The organism is Rhodococcus sp. DMU2021 (genome assembly GCF_019641445.1).
In the GTDB taxonomy this organism is placed as follows: Bacteria; Actinomycetota; Actinomycetes; order Mycobacteriales; family Mycobacteriaceae; genus Rhodococcus; species Rhodococcus pyridinivorans.
The window spans coordinates 58,415-81,034 of the sequence record NZ_JAIFKB010000004.1 but is presented as its reverse complement, the minus strand read 5'-3'; the positions used below and the strand labels follow the sequence as shown (position 1 = coordinate 81,034).

The window sequence follows — 22,620 nt, the reverse complement described above, 5'->3', positions numbered from 1 at the left end:
GGTGTTCGATCCGGTGCACCTACGGAGCTTCCTGGCCGTCGAGCGGGAGCGCAGCTTCACCGCGGCCGCCCAGCGGCTCGGCCTGCGGCAGTCGACGGTCAGTCAGCACGTCGCGCGACTCGAGAAGGAGATCGGGCGCCGCCTGTTCGTACGCGACACGCACAACGTCGAGCTCACGGCGGACGGCGCCGACATGGTCGCCTTCGCCCGCGAGATCCTCGATCGCCACGATGCCGCCCGCAGGCACTTCTCGGAGTCGCCGCTCAGCGGCCGGCTGCGTTTCGGGGTCTCCGAGGACCTGGTGCTCTACGAGCTGCCGTCGATCCTCGCCGAGTTCCGGCGTAGTCATCCCCGCATCGATCTCGAACTCACGGTGGATCTGAGCGAGGATCTGCAGCGCCGTCTCGACGACAACGAGCTCGATCTGGTCTTCGGCAAGCGTCGACCGGGCAGCCGCCACGGTGAAATGATCTTCAGCGAGCGTCTCGTCTTCCTGTCCGCCCCCGATTACGTCCTCGATCCGGACGAGCCGACACCGCTGGTGTCCTATCCGTCGCCGGCCCTGACCCGCGACATCGCGCTCGAGGTCCTCCAGCGCAGTGGGCGCGGTGTCCGCGTTGCGTGCACGACCGACAGTCTCAACGGTCTGCGTGCTGCAGCGCTCGCGGGACTGGGCGTGGTGCTGCACGCCGAGCGGCTTCCACCACCCGGTCTCGTCCCGGTGCGCGATCCCCAACGATTGCTTCCCGGTGCGGGTGAGATCGAGTTCGTGCTCATGGCGCGTCGTTCCGTACTCAACGGCCCGGAGGCGGCACTGCGGGCGGCCATCCTCGCGAATGCGGATCGTGTGCGCGTGTGACGGTGTCGCGGACGGGTATTCCTGTGCCACGCCCGCTGGGGGCGGCAATGTTCACGCCGCAGGAGGAACCGTGTCCACAGACGCGATCGTGTTGCTGAAGGAAGACCACAAGGAGATCAAGAAACTCTTCCGCGACTTCCGGAAGGCCGAGGGGGAGAAGGAGAAGGGCAAGATCGTCGACAAGATCATCGAAGCCCTCACCGTGCACACCTATCTCGAGAACGAGTGCATGTACCCCGAGGTGCGTTCCCTGCTCCCCGATCTCGAGGACGACATTCTCGAATCGTACGAGGAGCACCACGTCGCCGACGTGCTCGTCATCGAACTGGCCGGGATGAAGCCCGACGCAGAGCGTTTCGACGCGAAGACGACGGTCCTCATCGAGAACGTCGAGCATCACATCGACGAGGAGGAGGACGAGTGGTTCCCCAAGGTGCGCGAGGCGCTCGGCCGTAAGCAGTTGCAGGACATCGGTGCCCGCATGCTCGAGATGAAGGAGGGCGCCCCGCGGTCACCGGCGCAGCCGTCCGCGCTGAAGAAGACGATCGACGCGGTGATCAGCTGACGGTGTGCTGCGGCCGGGCGAGGAAGGCGCCTCGTCCGGCCCGGCTCGCCCGGTAGGCGTCGCGCCGCGTCTCGACGAGCCATCCCGGCCACGGATCGACGAATCCGGGGCAGTGAACGGTCGGATCGAATGACGGCTGCTCCGAATCCTTCTCGGGCAGGTGGCGAGTCAGCGTCAGACGTCCCGCCGCTTCCAGAGGCCCGCGGGCGGAACCCACCAGGAGAGAGAACTCGAGCGGTATCTCGAGTGCCTGCACGGAGGTCGTCGAGGACGGTTGTCGTCCGCGCGGAACGGCGGTGATCCACCGCGGCGCGGGGTCGCTGTCGGTCCGATAGGCCATGAGCGTGCTGTAGCGGGCACTCGACCACGAACGGGCCGGCAGCAGCGCCACCCGGGCCGGCAGATGAGCCGATGCGAGCAGGACGTCCCACGGGCCGGTCTTCGTGGCGAAGCGCACCGCGAGACCGAGCACGTCCGGCATGCCGTCCGGTGTGCCGATGGCCCGCGACACCCGGGCGACGACAGGAGTAGGGCGGGGAATCTGCCGCGGCCACCAGGACGACTCGAGTTCGGCAACCCCTTCGAAGGTCGCACCGCGCGGGTGGAACACGCGCGCTCCGCGCAGCGCGGATCCCACTCGGAACGGCACGGACAGCGCCGACGACAGAGCAGTCATGGGGATGGCATACCCGCGATCCGCCGGTTCAATCGCCTTCGTCACTCCTCACCCCGGCAGCGTCCGATTCGGTCACGATGAATACATGCGTTCACCGTTGCCGGATTATCTGACCGAAGTGCTCCGAGGATGCGCCGACAGTTCGGGCGCCCTCGCCGACTACATCCCGGAACTGGCGAGGGCCGACCCGGACCGGTTCGCCCTCACCCTCGTGACCGCCGAAGGTGCGGTGTACTCCGTGGGCGACGACCACACCGAGTTCACGATCCAGTCGATCTCGAAGCCCTTCGTCTACGGTCTTGCGCTGCAACAGAGAGGCTTCGACGCCGTGCTCGACGTGATCGATGTCGAACCCTCCGGGGAGGCGTTCAACGAGGTCTCGCTCGAACGCAACACGGGCCGTCCGCTCAACCCGATGATCAATGCCGGTGCGCTCGCCGCACACGCCCTGGTGCTCGACGGACGGCAACCCGAGGCCTCGGTGGAGGACATCCGTTCTCTGCTGTCGTCCCTGGCCGGTCGCGAGCTGACGATCGACGAGAAGGTCGCGTCGTCGGAGCTCGAGAACTCCTACCGCAATGTCGCCATCGCCAATCTCCTTCGGGGGTACGAGGTTTTCGAGGACGATCCGGACGAGATCGTCGAGGGGTACATCCGGCAGTGTTCGGTGACAGTGACGACCAAGGATCTCGCGATGATGGCCGCGACGCTCGCGGCGGGCGGTGTGCAACCCGTGACGTGCGAGGAGATCTTCTCGCGGGACGTGGTGCGTCAGGTGCTGTCGGTGATGGCGACCTGTGGGATGTACGACGCGGCGGGGGACTGGCTCTCCACCGTCGGTATCCCCGCCAAGAGCGGCGTGTCCGGAGGAATCATAGGAATCCTACCGGGACAGTTGGGTATTGCCGCATACTCGCCGCGCCTCGACGACCACGGCACCAGCGTCCAGGGGGTCGCCGCCTTCGGTCGTCTCTCCCGCGACATGAACTTGCATCTGATGGACGCGCCGATGGTCGCACACTCGGTGTTACGCAGAAGACATGTCATCGGCGAGGGTGACGAGTCTCTCACCCTTCTCGAGTTGCAGGGCGACCTCCAGTTCACCAGTTCCGAGGGTCTCGTGACGGCCGTGGTCGACGAGCCTGTGGAGACGAAACGCCTGGTCTTCGACCTGTCCCTCGTCCGTACCATCCTGCCGGTCGGCCGAAGGATGTTGCTGGAGATGATCGGTCGGCTCCACCGGGACGGCGTGGAGGTCGTCGTGATCGACCCCGAAGGGCATCTGCCCGAACCCGACACCGGCTACGGCTTCCGACCGCAGGTTCACACCTCGTGGGAGGACCTGGAGGCGCAGGGGTGAATGGGCATTCGGCACGAAAGTGACGTGAGGGACGGCTGTGAAGTTTTCCGGAACCACGGGTGGCGTCCACACCGAGCACTGGGCTACGGTGTCGTGCGGTGTGCCCGAGGTTGGTCGGCGAAAGACGCTCGTACCCCACGAAAGAAGATCCATTCATGCCGTTCCGTGAATCCCTCGTCGTCCCCGGAATCGTCCGGGTAGGAGGATGATGGCGTTGCTGACACGTTCGCCCTACCGCTGCCCCGGAGACGGCAGCGTGATCCACCACGCGTGCGCAGGACTGCTGACCTACTGGGAGCGTCCCGTCGAGGAGCACGTCGCCCGCACCTCGCTGGGTGACACCTACGTGCTCACCACGGGTCCTGCGACCGCACCGCCGATCGTGGTGCTCGCGGGTGGCGATCTCCCGGCGGCGGGGCTGCGTCTGCTCGCCGAGCAGTTCGGCGAGCGCCACCGGGTGGTGCTCGTGGATGTCCCGGGCCTTCCCGGTGCGAGCGCGGGCAGCCGGCCCGACAGCCGGATCCACAGCGTCTACGGCCACTGGCTCGTCGAGGTGCTCGATGCACTCGGCGTCGAGCGGATTCCCGTGATCGGTCTCGGCTGGTCGGCCTCCGTGGCCGCTGCGGTGGAGGATCTTGACCGGATCGAGAAGCTGGTGATCGCGGCGCCGCTGGGTCTCGTCCCGCGCGTCCGGTGGAACCGCGCCCTCATCCCCGGCCTGCAGTGGCGCAACGAGCCCAACTTCGAGAACACCGAGCGGTACCTTCGAGCACTCGCGGGATACGACTACCGGCCCGACGAACAGACCCTGCGGTGGTCCTGCCGCGTCGGTGCGTATTGCACGTCGCTGACGAACATGCCCCGCATCGATCGGGCCGTGCTGCGCCGCTGGCGCGGGCGTCCGGTCGAGGTCGTCGTGGGAAGCAAGGACCCCCTCGTACAGGTGGACGCGCTGAACAAGCTGGCCGACGACATGGGTGCTCATTTCGTGGCGCTTCCCGAGGTGGGTCATCTCCTCGCGGTCGAGGCGCCGGCCGCTCTGGCGGCGACGGCCGCAGCCGCAGCGGTAACGGAGAACTGAGAACCGGGACTCGGAAGAATCCGGTCCCGGAGAGTGTGGGTCGAAAGTGGCGGTGCCGGGCTGCCCCCGACGGGCGTAGCTGTCAGTCCGGCATCGCCACTTCCGGTCACCCTCCCAGTGGAACCCGAAGGCTCGAGTACCCACACCAGGGCTGCGATAATCCCCGAATTATTACGTTTTGGTCACGGGGACGTCTACGACCGTACCACCTGAATGCTGTGTCGTTGCAGATGTGTGTATCGGCGCGTCACACATCCGCGATTACGGGGACGCGATCACATCACGCCACGGCTCCGTCGGATCACGCCACAGCGGGGCTCCAGTCGACCACCACCGACCGTGCTCCGATGTATTCCAGCAGGTCGCGGACCGGTCCGCCGAAGCGGAGCTGACGGGCGACCTCCAGTTCGTCGAGGTCGTCGTTCTCCGTGCCGACGAGGATCCCATCGATCATGCTGCGGGCCGCGGACACGACGAGCGTCTCTTCCTCGGCCACCCGGACCGGTACATCGTTCTCGCCCGCCACCGCGCCGACCGCCACGGCCACGTAGTCCCTGTCCTCGTCCGCGTCGTGATACGCGACCAGACGGCCATGCAGCACGGACTCGGGCAGGATGCGGTCGAGCGTTACGCCCGAGGGAACGCGCTCGTCCTCGGGACGGATGCTCGGGCCGGATGCGGCCGGTGTGGCCGGGGATGCCGTGGGCTGCGCGGCTGCGTACAGGGGTACGCGCCGAGACGTCCAGCCGAAGTAGGTTTCGCGTTGCGCATACATCGCACCTGCGCCTCCTCGATAGGACTTCGTCTCTACCTCCAGTGTGCTCCGGGCCACCGACACGTTTGTCGGTTCCGAAGGGAGGGGTCGTAGGAGCTAGTCGCGCGAGGCCCGGACGCCGGGTGAGACGAGCAGTCGGCCGAGGACCGCGAAGAGCGCGAGGATCACCAGCGAGCAGATCCCGGCGAGGGCGGCACCGCCCACGACCAGGGCGTAGTCGCTGCGCGCGAGACCGTCCACGATGGGCCTTCCCACCCCGCCGAAGCTCACTGCCGCGGCGATCGTGGCGGTCGCGACGATCTGCACGGCGGCGGTGCGCAGGCCGACGAGGATCAGCGGCAAGGCCACCGGCAGCTGGGCCCGCAGCAGGATCTGGGACGAGGTCATCCCCATCCCGCGGGCGGCGTCGGTCAGCGCCGGGTCGATCCCGCGGATCCCTTCGTAGGAGTTCAACAGGATGGGTGGGATCGCGAGTGCCACCAGCGGCACCATCACCGGAACGAGCCCGATCCCGTACAGCACGACCAGCAACACGAGCAGGCCGTAGGTGGGGAGGGCGCGTGCGGCGTTCGCTGTGAGCGACACGAGCACACCGCCGCGGCCCGTGTGCCCGGTCCACAGGCCGAGCGGCAACGCGAGGAGCACGGAGATCACGAACGCGAGCAGGGTATAGCCGAAGTGCTGGGCCAGTCGCGTCGGGATCCCGGACGCGCCCGACCAGTTCGCGGAGTCGCCGAAGTATTCGGCCAGATAGTTCAGCAGCGTCGTCATCGGCGCACCTTCGAGGTGCGGTGCATCCACGGCGTGGCGAGACGCTGGACGAGCACGAGCAACGCGTCGACGACCAGTGCCATCACGACGGTCGCGATGATGCCGATGATCGCCAGATCGAGTCGGTCGAGCTGCACCGAGGCGGTGAACAACGCGCCGAAGGCACCCATGCCGATCAGCGCTCCGACGCTCACCATGCTGATGTTCGCGACCGTCGCGACCCGCAGCCCCGCGATGACCGCCGGGATCGCCAGCGGCAGGTCGACGGTGAGCAACCGGCGCGGCGTCGAGAATCCCATCGCCACCGCCGACTGGCGGACACTGTCGGGCACAGCACGCAATCCGTCGACGACGTTCGGGACGAGGCCCGCCAGCGCGTAGACGGCCAGCGGAAGGATCACGGTGGTCCGGCTGATCCCGGTGAACGCGATGAGCAGGACGAAGAAGGCAAGCGACGGAATCGAATACAGGACACTGCAGACCGCGAGCACCGGGGCGTACACCCGCGGCCACCGCACGCACGCGAGGCCCAGCGGCAGAGCGAGGACGAGGCCGAGCAGCGACGCGCCGAGGGCCATGACGAGATGATCGCCGAGCAGTTCCCAGAACGTCCCGAGATAACCGGGAATCCGCAGGCTCACCGCAACTTCCGCATCGCGAGCGGAGCCGGGGTGCCGGCCTCCCTGTGGTTGTGCGCCGCGCGGACCGCCGCAGTCACCTCTTCGCCACTGATCACCCCGAGCGCACGTCCGTCGTCGTCCACCGCCACGGCATGGCCCGACGGTGAGAGCACGGCCGCGTCGAGCACGACGCGCAGCGGATCCCGCCCGGGAACGAACGGCTTTCCGGCCGGCAGGAATTCCGCATCGGCACTGCCGTCTCGCCACCCCGTCGGGCGTCCGTCGTCGTCGACGACGAGAAGCCAGCCGTCGCCGACGGCGAGTTCGGCGGCATCGCGGGTGACGATCGGATCGGTGCGCAACGGCAGGTCGGCGGACGAGAAGAACGACATGAGTCGCACACCGCGGTCGACGCCGAGGAATCCGGCGACGAAATCGTCGGCGGGGGAGGTGAGAAGCTCCTCCGGAGTCGCGTACTGGGCGAGCACCCCGCCCGGCCGCAGGACGGCCACGCGGTCGCCGAGCTTGATCGCCTCGTCGATGTCGTGGGTGACGAGCACGATCGTCTTGGCCAGCACCGATTGCAGGCGCAGGAGTTCGTCCTGCAGATCCTTGCGGACCACGGGATCGACCGCGGAGAACGGCTCGTCCATCAACAGGATCGGAGGATCGGCCGCCAGCGCGCGTGCCACACCGACACGCTGCTGCTGCCCGCCGGACAGCTGAGCAGGATAGCGTTGCGCCAGTTCTTTTCCGAGGCCGACTCGGGTGAGCACGTCCATTGCGGTCGCGCGGGCCTCCTTACGGCTCGCGCCGAGCAACCGGGGCACGGTGGCGACGTTGTCGATCACTGTGCGATGGGGGAACAGCCCGGCGTGCTGGATGACGTATCCGATGCCGCGGCGCAGGATCCGGGGATCCTCGTCCCGGACGTCGCGGCCCCCGAGGAGCACACGCCCGCTCGAGGGCTCGACCATCCGGTTGATCATGCGCAACGAGGTGGTCTTCCCACACCCCGACGGCCCGACGAACACCGTCAGGGTGCCCGTCGGGACTTCCAGCGAGAGTCCGTCGACGGCGACGGTCCCGTCGGGATAACGCTTCCCGACGTTGTCGAATGTGATCACGTGGCACCGACTTCCGTCAGTTCAGATCGTTCTGCTGCAGCCACTCCTCGGCGACGACGTCGATGTCGCGACCGTCGGTGACCACCTGTCCGACCAGGACGACGAGGGTGTCGGTGGTGAGCTTGTCGGACACGGCGTCGATCTTCGCGACGTGGTCGTCGTCGAGATCGGCGCGATGCACCAGCGGGATGACGTTCTGGGCTCCGAAGACCGATTCCGGGTCCTCCAGCGCAACAAACGGTTCGGTGCTCAGCGACGGATCGGTGGTGAAGATGTTCGCGGCCTGCACGGTGCCGTCCGAGAGCGCGCGGATGGTGATGGGGCCACCGGTGTCGGTGGGGACGAATTCGCGGAACTCGACCCCGTACACCTCACGCAGACCCACGACACCTTGCTGACGCGTCTCGAACTCGGGCGGTCCGCCGAGGACGAGTTCGCCGGCGACCGGCGCGAGATCGGCGATGCTCACAAGGTTGTAGCGCTGCGCGGTCTCCTCGGTGACGACGAGGGCGTCCTTGTTCTCACCGGGGGCGGAGGCCAGGATCTCGAGCCCGTCCGGAAGGGCTTCGGACAGGGCCGCATTGACGTCCTCCGTCGTCGAGGCGGTGCTGTCGGGGTCGACCCGCGCGAGCAGTGCGCCGTTGTACTCCGGGACGAGCGTGATGGCACCCGAGGCGACCTGGTCGTAGTAGATCTCGCGGCTGCCGATGTTGAACTGGCGGGTGACCTCCGCCCCCGTGCTCTCGAGCGCCTGCGAGTAGATCTCCGCGAGCAGGACGTTCTCCGGGAAGTTCGCCGAACCGACGACGATCGCGCCTCCGTCCGCTGTGTCTCCGGCGAGGGGATCCTCGTCTCCGCCGCCGGAACAGGCGGCCAGGGCGAATACGGACACGGCGAGAAGCGCGGTGGTGCGTGCGAAGCGTTTCACGGGTTGCTCCCTCGGATGCGGCACGGTCGGTTTTCGACTCTATCCCGGCGGATACCCACTGTGCCGGATTTGTCACGAGTGGATCACCAGTCGTCGCCGGCACGCTCCGAGGTCGTGAGGGCGAGGATGCCGCTCTCGAGACGGTATCGGCTCATCGAGTCCAGCGCGGGGGTATAGGCGTGCACGGTCACCGCCGGGACGGGACCGTCGTTGACGACCTCGTGCACGTGCCGACCGTCGAATCGACGCGCGGCACCCGCCGACAGACGGGTGCGGGAGAGCGTCACGCGTTGCCCGGGAAGATCTTCCGACCACGGCTGGTCGACGGTGTCCTCCCGGACCTGTCCCTGCGCGACGGCGAATGCACCGGCACTCCCACCGTGATCGTGGATCCCGGTGCGCTGCCCGGGAAGCCAGCTCAGCAACCACACCTCGTAGTCGTCGGCGACGGCGAGCCGGGTGTACCAGCGTTCGGTCTCGTCGAAGCGGACGAGCGGCCGCCAGCGGGAGACGTCCGCGGCGATGTCACGGACGATCTCGGCGAGATCGACGCGCACGGAGGGGGACAGAAGGGCAGCAGCCATCGTGGTTCCTCGAAACGGGAGCCGGACGGGATCGTAGGGTCGTCCGGGCAGGGGAAGTGGGTCGGGCCGGGATCAACGACAGGCGCGACAACCACAGAAACCACCGGCGATGCGGACGTAGTCCACATGAAGCCTGCGATGCCGCAGGGTCGCCGGAAGACGCATGTCGCTCACTTCAGCGGCCGGATGCGGCACTGTCAAGATTTTCACTCGTGTGACGTTCGGAACAACCGGGCCGGATTGCGTCGCCGTACGGGCTCGTCGCGCGCGTCGCCGAACAGCAACGGTGCTGCGTACGGGCGGTCCGAACCGAGCACGACGCGGTCGGGGCCGAGTCCGGACGCCACGGCCTCGACGATCTCGGGACCGTACGACGAGGTGTCGACGAACACTCCGGCCGACGGGACCGTCGCCGGTCCGCCGCGCGCGGCCATCCGGTCGGCGTGCAGCGGCGCGAGCCCGGCGAGCATCGCGAACCCCACGCGCAGTCCGGGGAGGCGAGGGGCCCCGTACTCGTGCCAGGCGAACCACGCGGTGTGCATCTGCGCCACGTACGACACCATCGCCGGCCACCACGGCGGAGCCGACGGATCGGCCGCGGCGGGCCCGGGATGCACGAACAGGGGAGCACCGACGCGGTCGAGTTCGTCGAGGAGCGGGGCGCACCGCGCGTAGCCGTCGGCATCCGCCAACGCGGTGGCGGGAAGCTGGAGACCGACGCATCCCGCCCCGAGCACCTCGCGCAGCGCCGCGGGATCGGGATCGTCGACCGACGCTGCCGCCCACGCCCCGAACGGGTGCGGCAGCGCGAGCACTCCCTCGTGGTAGGCGTCGAGCAGGCCGGCCCCGTCGGCTGCGGGAAGCGTTTCGATCCCCAGCGGGCTCGACAACGACACCAGCGCCAAGTCGATGCCGTCCTGCGCCGCGAGCTCGGCCCGCCGGGCGATCGAGTGATCCTCCGGTCGCACCTCGTACGGGGGTTCGCCGCCGAGGTACAGCGTCCATCCGACGAGCCGCGGCGCACGGGTGCGTGCCCGTAACGCAGCGACGAGTGGTGCCGGCCAGACGTGCTGGTGGACGTCGACGCGGGGAACGGTCATGCCGTCAGGATGGCAGACCGCCCGCCCGCTGTCCGTTGTCCGCGTCGCCTACTGTCCCGCGCCGCGGGGAACCCATCGTTCGTGCAGCTGTCCGCGCCGGATACCCGGACTCGTCCCGGGCGTCGCGAGAGCGGGGGTGGGTGCCGAGTGACGGCTTCCGACCACCGGCTGCGATCCGGATGCCGGGTCGGCGTGGAACTGCTCGCCGTACTCCGATGGGGGATCGGGCAGGCGGCGCGGCCGATCGATCCGGTACGGATCGTCGTGGTTCCTGCCGGTTCCCTTGAGCAGGCTGGTCGGCAGGTAGATGCTCGCAGTGATGCCGGCATTGGTGGACGAGTCGAAGGTCGGACGCAGACGCACCGTGATGTCGTGACGATCGGCGAGGCGCGCGACCACGAACAGACCCATTCGCCGTGCGGCGCCGGATCCGGCTTCGCCGTCCGAACCCAGCCGCATGTTGATGTCGGCGAGTTCATCTGCGGGAATACTGATTCCACGGTCGGCGATCTCGAGGAGGAGGCCGCCGTCGACGGCGCGGGAGAACGCGAATGCCACGGTGCTCTCGGGCGGTGAGGCGCGCAGTGCGTTGTCGAGGAGCTCGGCGATCATGTGGACGACGTCGGTGACGGCGCTGCCGACCAGATTGCCGTCCGGCGCATTTCCGATGTTCACGCGCTGGTAGTTCTCGACCTGCGAGAGGGATGCGCGCAGGACGTCGACGAGCGGTGTGTCGGGGACGCGGCCGAGGCGCTGGCGGGTACCGGCGAGGACGAGCAGCGAGTCGCCCGTGCGCCGCATGCGGGCGGCGAGGTGGTCGAGCGCGAACAGGTTCTGCAGACGCGTCGGGTCGCGCTCTTCGTGTTCGAGCGAATCGATCAGCGCCAGTTGCTGTTCCACGAGCGTCTTGTTGCGGCGGGCGAGCGTTTCGAGCATCTCGTTGACCTGCCGGCGCAGCTGGGCCTGCTCGCCGGCCAGACGTAGGGCACCTTCGTTCATGCTGTCGACGGCGCGCGCCACCTCGCCGATCTCCTCGCGGGTGTAGACGCGGATCGGATCCAGTGTGACGGATTCGATCTCGGCGCCGTCCTTGATCGCAGCGAGTGCGGCGGGCAGATCCTGTTCGGCGGTGCGCAGGGTGTCGTCGCGCAGTCGGCGCAACGGCCGGACGAGCGACATCGCGATCACGATCGCCAGGGCGAGGGCGAGGGCGAGGATGATCGCGACACCGATGGCGTTCTTGAGGGCTTCGGTGCGTGCTTCGGCCGCGAGGTTGTCGAGGGCGGCCACGGCTCGGGTCGCGGAACCGGCGACCTCCTCCTGGTAGATCATGAGGCTCTCGAAGAGCGACCCGCGCAGAGCGGCGACGTTGCCCGCTTCGTTGTCGAGGTTGGCCGTGAGGCTGCGGCGATTCTCGAGCTGGGTCATCAGACCGTCGACCCGGGAGGAGTCGGCGGTCTCGTTCTCGACGAAGGTGTCACGGAGGACGGCCAGTCGCGCGGACTCGACACCGAGGGCGTTGTTCCACATGAGCAGGGCACCGTCGGTTCCGGCGCTCAGCGCGGAGTATGCGAGGACCTGGTCGAGCAGGGACCACTGGGTGTCCCACAGGTCGAGAAGTGTCGCGCTCTCGCGCTGGACGGTGGGGTCGTCCGTGGTGGTGGTGATGGCGCGGTAGGCAGCCTGGGCGCGGCTGACGAATCCTTCGGCGCGCTCGCTGGCCACGGTCGGCGCCAGGGTTCCCGACGACGCGCTGTCGAGCAGGCTCTCGCCCTCGGCGAGCATGCGGTTGATCATCGCCGCGATCTGCGGATCGAGATCCTTCGCGTCGATGTGGTCGCGCAGCGTCGCGGCGGATTCGCGGGCGACCTGGGCGCCGTTGTCGACGGGCAGTGACAGGATCGTCGCTGCCGCGGCGCCGGTGACACTGGTGGCGTAGTCGGCGAGGGTCGGCAGGATGGAGACGTTCTCGGCGGCGGCGCTGTAGGCGTCGTTCTCCTGGTAGAGGTCGTAGACGCGGAGCGAGCCGTACAGGGTCGCTGCGACGATGGGGACGGCGACGACCGCGGTCATCCTGCGCCACAGACGCCAGTTGTCCGGCGTGTACTGCCGGAATTTCCTCATGACACTCACAACGTTTCGCCCCCCGAGCCTCTCTACCTGCCTGAGTCGGCGGCCGGCCGAAACTGGACTTCGGCAAGTAAAGAACTTCGCCTTGGAAATTCGGGCCAGGGCGAATCACGGTTCGCTGCCGTCAGGACGTGGGTCAGAGTAGGTAGTACTTCGCTGCGCTCACAAGATCGCCGTCCAAGTCCGATAGCTGGTATTCGATCTTGTGTATACATCACGGTCGTGCGCTACGATGCCGCCGGAATTTCCCGTTCCGCCGGGTTTCGATGTCAGGGGGGCGCATGGATCTGCGACGGGTCGATCTCAACCTGCTCGTCGTCCTCGAAGTCCTGCTCTCCGAACGCAATGTCACGCGCGCGGCGCGGCGACTGAACATGTCGCAACCGGCGACGAGTACGGCTCTCGCCCGGTTGCGCAAGCAATTCGACGATCCGCTTCTCGTGAAGAGCGGCCGCACACTGCGTCCCACCGTGCGCGCCCAGGCGATCGTCGAACCGCTCCGCGAGGTGCTGCGGACCCTCGAGCGCTCGGTACTGGCTGCGCCCGGCTTCGATCCCGCGACGGATTCACGCACCTTCACCATCATGACCGGCGACTACGCCGCGATCACCCTCCTGCGTCTGCTGGTCCGGGGGAGCACCCCGGCCGGCATCCGTTTCGATCTGCTGCCGTTCAACGGTGCCGGTCTCGATGCCTTCCGCCGGTTCGAGATCGATCTCGCGGTGCTACCGGAACACGTGCTCGAATCCCCGGAGTTCGAGAGCTGCCGGAGGCAGGTCGTGCTGACCGACAGACTCGTCGGGGCGGTCTGGTCCGGCCACCCGTACACCGGCACCAAGCTCACCCGCGAAGTGCTCGGCCGCTACCCGCTGCTGTCCTACGCGCAGTATTCCGACGACACCAACCTCGGCCGCGCTCTGCTGCGTGCGGGGGCGGTGGCCCAGGTCGGCGCGACCAGCGGCAACCTCGCGGTGCTTCCGTACGCCCTGGAGAACACCCGCATGGTCACGTTCCTGCCCGAGCGCTTGGCCCGGCACCTCGCCGAGATGGCGTTCCTGCGCATCCTGGAACCGACCTTCCAGTTGCCGCCCCTGCGCGAATTCGCGGTCTGGCACGCCGAGCGCGATGCGGATCCCGCGCACGCCTGGCTCCGTGCGCAGCTCGACCCGATCGGACGTCGCCGCGTCGCAGCACAGGCAGGCTGACGACGACGAACGCTGCGGACCGGCCCGTTCGACGGGGTTCGATCCGCAGCGTTCGAGTGGATCCGACGAGGTCAGCGTCCCGATCGACGCTGGAGGATCACCGCGATGACCACGACGAGAATCGCGACCACTCCGACCGGCGCGACCCGCGTCGCGACCGATCCCTTCGCGTACTGCATGAGGTCGAGCGGTTCGGCCTCGGGCTGCGGGGGCGCGGCCGGGGAGGGAGTCGTCGATGGCGTGAGAGGCGTCGAGGTCATCGCCGGTGCCGGTGAGGCGCTCACCGGGCTGGGTGGAACCGACTCGTTCGGCCGCGTCTGCGCGGAGTCGTCATCCCCGGCACCGGACCCGACGAATGCTCCACCGGCAGGCTCGTCGCCCGAACCCGAGGCGGTGAGCGGTGGGCTCGCCGGGACGGACTCGTTGGGCTGCGACTCGGCTGCCTCAGTGGCCGCCGCGGAGGAGGACACAGAAGAGGCCGTCGCTTCGGGTCCGAGCTTCTTCGACAGGCAGTCCGCGAACTGCTCGAGGATCTTCCCACCGACATCCGAGATCATCCCCCGCCCGAACTGGGCGGGCTTGCCGGTGATCTTCATGTCGGTGCTCACGATGCCGTCGGTGCGGTCGCCGTCGCCGGTGAGGGTGACGGTGATGGTCGCGGCCACCGTGCCGTTGCCTCGGGTGTCCTTCGCATTGGCCTCGATGACCGCCCGGCGGGCGGTCTCGTCCTTTTCGACGTACACGCCGGTGCCCTTGAACGTGAGCGCCACCGGTCCGAGCTTCACCTTGACGGTCCCGGTGAACGTGTCGCCGTCGACCCCGGTGAGCGTCGCACCCGGCATGCACGGCGCGACCTTCTCCGGATTCAGCAGGGCGGTCCACACCTCGTCGACCGGGGCGGGAACGGACAGTGTGTGTTCGAGTTGCATGAGGTCCTCAAGTTCGTAGGTGGTCCGGGATCTCGGTGTTCGGCGTGGAAAACGCCTAGACCCCGGAGGCAGTGGTGACCGCTCGTCGGGTGAGTACCCGGGCGAGGTGGCTCCGATACTCGGCGTCGGCATTCCCGTCGGTCATGGGAGCCGTGCCGTCGGTGGCGAGCTCGGCGGCCTCCCGGATCGTCTCGGCCGTCGCGGGCTTACCGATCAGCGATTCCTCGACGCCGCGTGCCCGGACCGGGACGGCTGCCATGTTAGTAAGCGCGATCCTCGCCCGTTCGATGGTGTCGCCGGACGCCTGTAGGGTCGCAGCGACCCCGACGATGGACCACTGCTGGGCCGCGCGATGGAACTTCTCGTAGCGCGCAGACCAGCCCGTGTGCTTGGGAATCCGGACCTCGACGAGGATCTCTCCGGGCTCGACCGCGGTCGTGAAGAAGTCCTGGAAGAAGTCGTCCGTCGCGATGGTGCGACGCCCGGACGGACCGGCCACGGTGAAGGTCGCCTCGAGCGCCACGGCAGGCGCCGCGAGATCCCCGGCCGGGTCGGCGTGCACGAGCGACCCGCCGAACGTGCCGCGGTGCCGGATCTGGGGATCGGCGACGGTCGCCGTCGCCTCGGCCAGCAACCGTGCGTGCTCTGCGACGAGCGGGTCGTGCAGCACATCGTGGTGGGTGGTGGTCGCGCCGATCACCAGGGCGTCGCCGTCGTCGCGGATGCCCCGCAGTTCGGGGATCCTGCCGAGGTCGACGAGCACGGTCGGTGCCGCCATCCGCAGGCGCAGGACGGGCATGAGGCTCTGCCCACCGGCGATGACCTTCGCGTCCTCACCGGCCTCGGTCAGCGCGGCGACCGCTTCGTCGACGCTCGACGGGGCGACGTAGTCGAACGGGGCCGGTATCATTTCGTGCCTCCTCGGGCGTCGCGGAGCGCGTGCCAGATCCGCATCGGTGTACAGGGCATCTCGACGTCGGTGACGCCGAACGGCCGGACCGCATCGAGTACGGCGTTGACGACGGCCGGGGTGGAGGCGATGGTTCCTGCCTCGCCGACACCCTTGACACCCAGCGGATTACCGGGTGCCGGAGTGTCGGTGCGATCGGTGACGAAGGGCGGCAGATCCACCGCGGTGGGTAGCAGATACTCGGCGAACGACGAACTCAGCAACGTGCCCGACTCGTCGTGCACCGCTTCCTCGTAGAGGGCCTGGGCGATACCCTGGGCGAGTCCGCCGTGCACCTGACCCTCGACGATGAGCGGATTCACGACGTGCCCGACGTCGTCGACGCACACGTACTTGCGGATCCGCGCGTGCCCCGTCTCGGTGTCGACCTCGATGGCGCACAGGTGGGTGCCGTGCGGGAACGAGAAGTTGTCGGGATCGTAGGTCGCCTCGGAGTCGAGGTTCGGTTCGACACCGTCGGGCAGGTCGTGCGCGGCGAACACCGCGAGCGCGACGTCGGTGAGCCCGACGGACTTCGAGGTGCCCTTGACGCGGAACTGTCCTGCCTCGAAATCCAGATCGTCCTCGGAACATTCGAGCAGGTGTGCGGCGATCGGCCGGGCCTTGGCGACCACCTTCTCGGCGGCCTTCACGACCGCGATGCCGCCGACGGCGAGCGAGCGGGAGCCGTAGGTGTCGAGACCGCGCGGTGAACTCTGCGTATCGCCGTGCAGGATCTCGATGTCCTCGAACGGGATTCCGAGCCGGTCGGCGACGATCTGGCTCCACGCCGTCTCGTGGCCCTGACCGTGGGCGGACGAACCGGTGACGACCTCCACCTTGCCGGTGGGGAGCATGCGGATCGCGGCGTGCTCCCAGCCGCCGGCGCCGTAGGAGAGTGAACCGAGCACCCGCGACGGGGCCAGGCCGCACATCTCCGTGAACGTGGAGACACCGAGACCGAGCTGCACCGGGTCGTTGCGCTCGCGTCGTTCGGTCTGCTCGCGCCGTAATGCGTCGTAGTCGAACAACTCTCGGGCCTTGGCGGTCGCGGCCTCGTAGTTGCCCGAGTCGTAGGTCAGGCCCGCGACGGTGTCGAACGGGAACTCCTCGTGCTTGATCCAGTTCTTCTCGCGGAGCTCGAGGGGATCCATGGACAGTTCGACGGCGAGCTCGTCCATGATGCGTTCGATCGCGAAGGTGGCCTCGGGGCGTCCGGCGCCGCGGTAGGCGTCGGTGGGCACCTTGTTGGTGAACACGTTGGTGCAGGCGAACCGGTACGAGTCGAACTTGTAGATGCCGTTGAACATGAACGCGCCGAGGATCGGCACACCCGGGGTGACGAGACGCAGGTAGGCGCCCATATCGGCGAGCAGTTCCACCTTCAGGCCCGTGACGGTGCCGTCGCGGCGCGCGGCGAGGGTCAGCTTCTGGACCTGGTCGCGGCCGTGGTGCGCGGCGAGCATCGACTCGCTGCGCGTCTCGGTGTACTTGACGGGCTTGTGTAGGCGACGCGCGATGAGGAGCGTGAGCACCTCCTCCGGCGTGACCTGCAGCTTGCCGCCGAAACCACCGCCCACATCGGGGGCGATGACGCGCAGTTTGTGCTCGGGGAGACCGAGGGTCATCGCGAGCATCAGCTTCAGCACGTGCGGGACCTGGGTCGCCGACCACATGGTGATCTGCGAGGCGGTGGGGTCGACGACGACCGATCGCGGTTCCATGAAGGCCGGGATGAGCCGCTGCTGCCGGAAGGTCCGTTCGACGACCACCTCCGCGTCGCGGATCGCGTCCTCGACGTTGCCGCCGCTGCCGGCCTCGGTGGAGTCGAACACCCATGTCGCGCTGACGTTGGTGCCGAGATCGGGGTGGACGAGGTCGCCGTCCTGCGCCGCGCTCTCGAGATCGAGCACGACCGGCAGGTCCTCGTAGTCGACGTCGATCGCGTCGAGGGCATCGTGGGCCTCGTATGCGCTGCGGGCCACCACGACTGCGACGGCCTCACCCGCGAACCGCACGGTGTCGACGGCCAGGGCCGGGGCGTTCGGGGTCTTCATGTCCTCGGTGATCGGCCACGCGCACGGCAGGCTGCCCTGCTCCTCGGCGAGGTCGGCGCCCGTGTAGACGGCGACGACCCCCGGCTTGCCCCGGGCCTCGGAGACGTCGAGTCCGGTGATGCGGGCGTGCGCGATCGGGCTGCGCAGGATCGCGGCGTGCAGCATCCCAGGGAGCACGATGTTGTCGGTCCAGCGCGTGCGGCCGGTGATGAGGTGCTCGTCCTCCTTGCGGCGGCGTGCCCGGCCGAGTTCGGATTCGCCGGTGCCCTCGTCGGTGGTGGGATCCACGGTGCTCGTCATCGTCATACCTCCTGCGTGGCGGCCGGGTTCTCGCGCAGTCGCTGAGCGGCGTCACGCGCAGCGGCCACGATGTTCTGGTATCCGGTGCAGCGGCACAGATTTCCTTCGAGACCGTGCCGTACGTCCTCGTCGCTCGGATCGGAGTTCTCGGAGAGCAGGTCGATGGTCGCCATGATCATCCCGGGCGTACAGAAGCCGCACTGCAGGGCGTGCTTCTCGCGGAACGCCTCCTGGACCGGATGCAGGCTGCCGTTCGTGGTGAGCCCTTCGACGGTGGTGACCGAGTGTCCGTCGGCCTGTACCGCGAGCATCGAGCACGACTTGACGCTGCGGTCGTCGAGCAACACGGTGCAGGCGCCGCAGTTGCTCGTGTCGCAGCCGACCACCGTGCCCACCTTCCCGAGTCGATCTCTGAGGTAGTGGACGAGAAGCAGTCGCGGTTCCACGTCGTCCGTGTACTGCGTTCCGTCTACGGTGACAGTGATGCGCATCGATCCTCCAAGTGCCTCGCGTAGCGCAGTGATACAGATCACTGACACTCTGCTGCATATCGCGCGTCGAAAGGACCCGAATCGCCGAAATCGCCTTTGGGCTCGCGTCGATCGGAGGCGGGATCGTCACGAGACACGCCGGCTGGTCCAGGCGGAGGGCGCCAAGGAACATCTGGTGCACTACACGACCAGCAAGCACGCCCTCGTCGGGATGGCGCGGGCCTTCGCCGCCGAACTCGGACAGCACGACATCCGGGTCGACAGCATCCACCCGGGCGCGGTGAACACCCCGATGGGATCCGGTTCGATGCGCGACCGCATCGCCCAGACCGCCGAGAGCAACCCCCGGCTCGGCGGCATGACCATGCCCTTCCTGAACAAGTACATGGCCGAGGCGGACGAGATCGCGAACATGGTCGCCTCGCGTCCGACGAGTCCGTCTTCGTCACCGCCCAGAGCTTCGCGATCGACGGTGGTGCTCAGTACTTCTGAGCGCCGATGTGCTCCTCGTGGGCGTGGATCGGTCCGCGTGTCTCCGCGAGGCGGCCGCCGCCCCCGCCCCAGCGCAGCGCGATGATCTCCGCGGCGATCGACACCGCGGTCTCCTCCGGGGTGCGGGCCCCGAGATCCAGACCGATCGGCGACGACAGGCGCGCCAGTTCCTCCTCGGTCAGTCCCGTCTCCCGCAGACGCTCCATCCGGTCGTCGTGTGTGCGGCGCGACCCCATCGCCCCGACGTAGGCCACGTCGAGCCGTAGGGCGACTTCGAGGAGTGGCACGTCGAACTTCGGGTCGTGGGTGAGTACCGTGATGACGGTGCGGGCGTCCACACGTCCGGCCTCGGCCTCGGCCGCGAGATAGCGGTGCGGCCAGTCGACGATCACCTCGTGGGCGCCGGGGAAGCGGGCCTCGGTGGCGAACACCCCGCGCGCGTCGCACACCGTCACCGTGTAGCCCAGGAACGAGCCGAGCCGGGCCATCGCCGACGCGAAGTCGATCGCCCCGAACACGATCAGCCGCGGCGGGGGCTGGAAGACGTTGACGAACACCGACATCCCCTCGCCGCGACGCTCACCGTCGGTGCCGTAGTGAAGGGTGCCCGAGCGTCCCACCTCGAGCAGGCCGCGCGCGTCGTCGACGACGGCGTCGTACATGCGGGACGAGGCGAGCTGTCCGTCGGCGCGGTCGCGCCACACGACCATCCGTCGTCCCCGTAACGCCGGGTCGGGATGGGCGGTGACGGTCGCGAGCGCGACGGGTTCGCCCGCGCGGACGGAGTCGAGCAGGTCGGTGAAGGCGGGGAAGGACGCGGCGTCGATCCGTTCGACGAAGACGTCGATGATGCCGCCACAGGTCAGGCCGACGGAGAACGCGTCGTCGTGGGAGACCCCGTAGCGTTGCAGCACCGGCTGCCCGCTGTCGATGACCGACCGGCCGAGTTCGTAGACGTCGCCTTCGACGCACCCGCCCGAGACGCTGCCGGTGACGGTGCCGTCCTGCGCGACCAGCATCGATGCACCCGGCCCCCGGGGCGCCGAACGGAAAGTCGAGACCACGGTGCCTACCGCGACGGCCTCCCCGTCCCGGTACCGCCGGTCGAGCTCGTCCAGAATTTCACGCACGCCGAACCTCCTCGAGAAGTTCTTCCAGTGTCGCAAGGCTGTGTCCCGCGAGCAGACGATCGATGTGCGGCAGGGCCGCGGAGATACCCGACTGGATCGGTTCGTATCCGGCGCCGCCGGCGTGCGGGTTCACCCACAGCACGCGGTGCGCGAGGCGATGCAGCTGCGCCATGCGTTCCCCGAGCTGCGAGGTGTCGCCGCGCTCCCAGCCGTCGGAGAAGATCACCACCACCGCGCCGCGCGCGAAACCTCTGCGCCCCCAGCGGTCCAGGAACGCGCCGAGCGTGTCGCCGAGACGTGTCCCGCCCGCCCAGTCCGGTACCGCACGCGAGGCCCCGGCGAGCGCGATCTGCGGGTCGCGGGCACGCAGCGCACGCGACAGGCGGGTCAGCCGCGTGCCGAGGGAGAACACCTCGGTGGACGACGGCGCGGCACGCGTGACGACGTGCGCGAACCGCAGGAGCGCGTCGGCGTAGGGACTCATCGAGCCGGACACGTCGATCAGCAACACCACCCGGCGCGGTCTCGTCGCTCGTGCCCGGTGCCGCGGCCGGACGGGTTCGCCTCCGCCCGCCAGCATGTCGCGCAGGGTGTGCCGCGGGTCCACCGGCCCGCGGCGGGAGGGCTTCGACCGCAATCCCCGACGCGTCGGGGGTCGGGGCTGCAACCGCGCGAGCAGTTCGGCGAGGTGAGCGCGTTCGGCGGTCGTCAATTCGGCCACGTCGCGGTGCCGGAGGACGTCGGTGTCGTCCGCCGCGACCTGCAGGCGTGGCGCGTCGTCACCGGAATCGCCCTCGGCGCCCTCGCTGCGGGACAGCGCGGCGATCCGTGCGGTGCGGGTGCGTTGCCCGTGGGTACGCGAGCCGGTGGGGACGGTGTCGCCGAACCAGTGGACGAAGACCACGTCGTAGCGGGCCGTGTCGTCCGGTGTGCGGCACAGCGTGGCGCGGCCTGCCCAATAGACCTGCACGGGATCCCCGACGTCGACGTGTGCGAGGGCGTCGAGATAGGTGGCGGTGGCGTCGAGGGCGACGGGCAGACCGGCGGCGGCGAGGGCGCGGCAGAAGCCGGCCAACCCGGCGACCGGTCCGGGGGCGGTCGTCATCCGGCCCTCGAGAGGTCGAGTCCGGCGCGGGTGACCCGGTCGATGTCCTCGCGGTACTTCAGTACGGCACCGAGTGTCGCCGCAGCGGTCGCTGCGTCGAGGACGTCGCGGTCGAGGGCGACCAGTGCGCGCGCCCAGTCGAGGGATTCGGCGATCCCCGGTGGCTTCAGGAGGTCCTGTTCGCGGAACGAGCGCACCGCGCGGGCGATCTGTTCGGCGAGCGGGTGCCCCAGACCGGGCAGCCGCCGCTGCAGGATCGCGACCTCGCGTTCGAGATCGGGATGCTCCACCCAGTGGTACAGACAGCGGCGCTTGAGTGCGTCGTGCACCTCGCGGGTCCGATTGGAGGTGAGCACCACCAGCGGTGGGACCTCCGCGCGGATCTCGCCCAATTCGGGGATCGTCACCGCGTTCTCGTCGAGCAACTGGAGTAGGAAGGCCTCGAACTCGTCGTCGGCGCGGTCGATTTCGTCGACGAGCAGCACGCACGGTGAGTCGGTGAGCGCCTGCAGCAACGGGCGGACGAGGAGATAGCGCTCCGTGTAGAGGGAACGCTCGGCGGTGTCCGCATCGAGCACACCGTCGCTCGCCGCTTCGAGCGAGCGCAGATGGAGCAACTGCCGGGGAAAATCCCAGTCGTAGAGGGCCTGCGAGGCGTCGATGCCCTCGTGGCACTGCAACCGGACCATCGGCAGATCCAGGGCCTGAGCGAGAGCCGCTGCGAGCGAAGTCTTCCCGGTTCCGGGTTCGCCTTCGCAGAAGAGCGGCCGGCCCATACGCATCGCAAGGAAGACGACGGTCGCCAGTCCGTCGTCGGCGAGATATCCCGTGGTCTCGAGAGCAGCCGAGAGTTTCTCGGGTGAATCGATACGTGTTGCGTCGCCGGTCATGAAGCGAGCCTAGATGCTCACCCGCTTCCCGACCGGCGACTGCGACAACTATCGGATCAACCGTCGGCGTGCGCGAGCGGCGCGAACTCGCCGGTGAACAGTGTTGCGCATCCGGGGCACAACGTCGTCGGATGGATGGCCCAGCCGTTCATCTGGGCATAGAGCTCTGCCTGCAGCTTGCTCTGTGCGGCAGTGCGGTAGCAGTGATCGCAATGGTCGCAACGGAAGACCCACCGGCCACCGGAGATCGGGTCGCGGTGCGGCGTCATGTCCACCTCGATATCAACAACTCGGTATCCGCGAATCGATGTCGTGGAATGGTCGGATCGTGCCGGTTCCTCTCAGGGAACCGACTTGCCCATGACGCGGGCCCACCATCCGTCCAGCGGGCTCGGATCGGGCCAGCGGATCGTGTCGTCTGCGATGTGATTGGGCCGGGATGCCATGTCCTGCTGTCTCTGTCCGGTATTCGGTGAATCGTGCTGTGCATTGCGCA

The 22,620-nt window shown here is 68.4% G+C and carries 22 protein-coding genes and 1 pseudogene; 6 read left to right on the top strand and 17 right to left on the bottom strand.

Annotated elements, in window-relative coordinates; all coding sequences use genetic code 11:
* The first annotated feature begins 1 nt into the window (after position 1).
* Together K3M35_RS08675 and K3M35_RS08670 are read left to right on the top strand one after the other, a co-directional pair.
* Positions 2-859 (top strand): LysR family transcriptional regulator, encoded by an 858-nt coding sequence (locus K3M35_RS08675; protein WP_024102452.1) that lies wholly within the window; start codon positions 2-4, stop codon positions 857-859.
* Between the two features lie 70 nt (positions 860-929).
* On the top strand, positions 930-1,424 hold the full coding sequence (locus K3M35_RS08670; RefSeq protein WP_006550785.1) for a hemerythrin domain-containing protein: 495 nt from the start codon (positions 930-932) through the stop codon (positions 1,422-1,424).
* Here the strand turns inward: K3M35_RS08670 and K3M35_RS08665 are convergent.
* Complete coding sequence (locus tag K3M35_RS08665; RefSeq protein WP_006550784.1) at positions 1,417-2,100, bottom strand: hypothetical protein; 684 nt, start codon at positions 2,098-2,100, stop codon at positions 1,417-1,419. The two genes, K3M35_RS08670 and K3M35_RS08665, sit on opposite strands and share 8 nt — an antisense overlap.
* Positions 2,101-2,185: 85 nt before the next feature.
* On the opposite strand from K3M35_RS08665, the gene K3M35_RS08660 reads away from it, so the two are divergent.
* Both K3M35_RS08660 and K3M35_RS08655 read left to right on the top strand, forming a co-directional pair.
* The gene (locus K3M35_RS08660; RefSeq protein WP_024102450.1) at positions 2,186-3,460 is read left to right on the top strand and encodes a glutaminase; all 1,275 of its coding nucleotides are present in this window, start codon (positions 2,186-2,188) and stop codon (positions 3,458-3,460) included.
* Between the two features lie 208 nt (positions 3,461-3,668).
* Entirely contained in the window at positions 3,669-4,541 is an 873-nt protein-coding gene (locus tag K3M35_RS08655; protein WP_041803497.1) for an alpha/beta fold hydrolase, read from the top strand.
* A 301-nt stretch (positions 4,542-4,842) separates the two neighbouring features.
* On the opposite strand, the gene K3M35_RS08650 is transcribed toward K3M35_RS08655, so the two are convergent.
* From K3M35_RS08650 to K3M35_RS08615, 8 genes are all read right to left on the bottom strand, one after another.
* A complete protein-coding gene (locus K3M35_RS08650) occupies positions 4,843-5,316 on the bottom strand; it encodes a hypothetical protein (RefSeq protein WP_019290568.1) in 474 nt (157 codons plus the stop codon).
* A 96-nt stretch (positions 5,317-5,412) separates the two neighbouring features.
* Positions 5,413-6,087 carry an ABC transporter permease gene (locus K3M35_RS08645; RefSeq protein WP_006550780.1) on the bottom strand — a complete coding sequence of 225 codons (675 nt, stop codon included), beginning with the start codon at positions 6,085-6,087 and terminating at the stop codon, positions 5,413-5,415.
* Entirely contained in the window at positions 6,084-6,728 is a 645-nt protein-coding gene (locus tag K3M35_RS08640) for an ABC transporter permease (protein ID WP_220666299.1), read from the bottom strand. The genes K3M35_RS08645 and K3M35_RS08640 overlap by 4 nt, the downstream gene beginning before the upstream one ends.
* Positions 6,725-7,834, bottom strand: a complete 1,110-nt coding sequence (locus K3M35_RS08635) for an ABC transporter ATP-binding protein (protein ID WP_220666298.1) — start codon at positions 7,832-7,834, stop codon at positions 6,725-6,727. Before K3M35_RS08635 ends, K3M35_RS08640 begins: the two co-directional genes overlap by 4 nt.
* Positions 7,835-7,850: 16 nt before the next feature.
* Complete coding sequence (locus tag K3M35_RS08630; protein ID WP_220666297.1) at positions 7,851-8,762, bottom strand: ABC transporter substrate-binding protein; 912 nt, start codon at positions 8,760-8,762, stop codon at positions 7,851-7,853.
* 83 nt (positions 8,763-8,845) lie between these two features.
* Positions 8,846-9,346: a cysteine dioxygenase family protein gene (locus K3M35_RS08625; RefSeq protein WP_220666296.1), complete on the bottom strand. Its 501-nt coding sequence runs from the start codon at positions 9,344-9,346 to the stop codon at positions 8,846-8,848.
* A 206-nt stretch (positions 9,347-9,552) separates the two neighbouring features.
* Positions 9,553-10,446, bottom strand: coding sequence for an amidohydrolase family protein (locus tag K3M35_RS08620; protein WP_024102444.1), 894 nt, complete (start codon positions 10,444-10,446; stop codon positions 9,553-9,555).
* 48 nt (positions 10,447-10,494) lie between these two features.
* Positions 10,495-12,570, bottom strand: a complete 2,076-nt coding sequence (locus K3M35_RS08615; protein ID WP_220666295.1) for an ATP-binding protein — start codon at positions 12,568-12,570, stop codon at positions 10,495-10,497.
* A 287-nt stretch (positions 12,571-12,857) separates the two neighbouring features.
* Between K3M35_RS08615 and K3M35_RS08610 the strand changes: the two genes are divergently transcribed.
* Positions 12,858-13,781 carry a LysR family transcriptional regulator gene (locus K3M35_RS08610; protein ID WP_006550773.1) on the top strand — a complete coding sequence of 308 codons (924 nt, stop codon included), beginning with the start codon at positions 12,858-12,860 and terminating at the stop codon, positions 13,779-13,781.
* 71 nt (positions 13,782-13,852) lie between these two features.
* Here K3M35_RS08610 and K3M35_RS08605 read toward each other — a convergent pair whose 3' ends face one another.
* From K3M35_RS08605 to K3M35_RS08590, 4 genes are read right to left on the bottom strand one after another with little or no spacing between them, the layout of a single operon-like run.
* Entirely contained in the window at positions 13,853-14,710 is an 858-nt protein-coding gene (locus K3M35_RS08605; RefSeq protein ID WP_220666294.1) for an SRPBCC family protein, read from the bottom strand.
* Between the two features lie 55 nt (positions 14,711-14,765).
* Positions 14,766-15,620: a xanthine dehydrogenase family protein subunit M gene (locus K3M35_RS08600; protein WP_019290574.1), complete on the bottom strand. Its 855-nt coding sequence runs from the start codon at positions 15,618-15,620 to the stop codon at positions 14,766-14,768.
* A complete protein-coding gene (locus K3M35_RS08595) occupies positions 15,617-18,016 on the bottom strand; it encodes a xanthine dehydrogenase family protein molybdopterin-binding subunit (RefSeq protein WP_220666293.1) in 2,400 nt (799 codons plus the stop codon). Before K3M35_RS08595 ends, K3M35_RS08600 begins: the two co-directional genes overlap by 4 nt.
* 2 nt (positions 18,017-18,018) lie before the next feature.
* Complete coding sequence (locus K3M35_RS08590; RefSeq protein WP_006550769.1) at positions 18,019-18,507, bottom strand: (2Fe-2S)-binding protein; 489 nt, start codon at positions 18,505-18,507, stop codon at positions 18,019-18,021.
* A gap of 172 nt (positions 18,508-18,679) precedes the next feature.
* On the opposite strand from K3M35_RS08590, the pseudogene K3M35_RS08585 reads away from it, so the two are divergent.
* Positions 18,680-18,999 (top strand): annotated as a pseudogene (locus K3M35_RS08585) (SDR family oxidoreductase); the annotation flags it as partial.
* On the opposite strand, the gene K3M35_RS08580 reads toward K3M35_RS08585, so the two are convergent.
* Genes K3M35_RS08580 through K3M35_RS08565 form a run of 4 tightly spaced genes read right to left on the bottom strand, consistent with a single transcriptional unit; the run spans position 18,987 to position 22,393 of the window.
* Positions 18,987-20,129 (bottom strand): XdhC/CoxI family protein, encoded by a 1,143-nt coding sequence (locus K3M35_RS08580; RefSeq protein ID WP_220666292.1) that lies wholly within the window; start codon positions 20,127-20,129, stop codon positions 18,987-18,989. The pseudogene K3M35_RS08585 and the gene K3M35_RS08580 overlap by 13 nt on opposite strands.
* Positions 20,122-21,234, bottom strand: a complete 1,113-nt coding sequence (locus K3M35_RS08575) for a VWA domain-containing protein (RefSeq protein WP_006550766.1) — start codon at positions 21,232-21,234, stop codon at positions 20,122-20,124. Before K3M35_RS08575 ends, K3M35_RS08580 begins: the two co-directional genes overlap by 8 nt.
* The gene (locus K3M35_RS08570; RefSeq protein ID WP_006550765.1) at positions 21,231-22,124 is read right to left on the bottom strand and encodes a MoxR family ATPase; all 894 of its coding nucleotides are present in this window, start codon (positions 22,122-22,124) and stop codon (positions 21,231-21,233) included. Before K3M35_RS08570 ends, K3M35_RS08575 begins: the two co-directional genes overlap by 4 nt.
* Before the next feature lie 56 nt (positions 22,125-22,180).
* Positions 22,181-22,393 carry a hypothetical protein gene (locus tag K3M35_RS08565; RefSeq protein ID WP_019290577.1) on the bottom strand — a complete coding sequence of 71 codons (213 nt, stop codon included), beginning with the start codon at positions 22,391-22,393 and terminating at the stop codon, positions 22,181-22,183.
* Between the last annotated feature and the right edge of the window lie 227 nt (positions 22,394-22,620).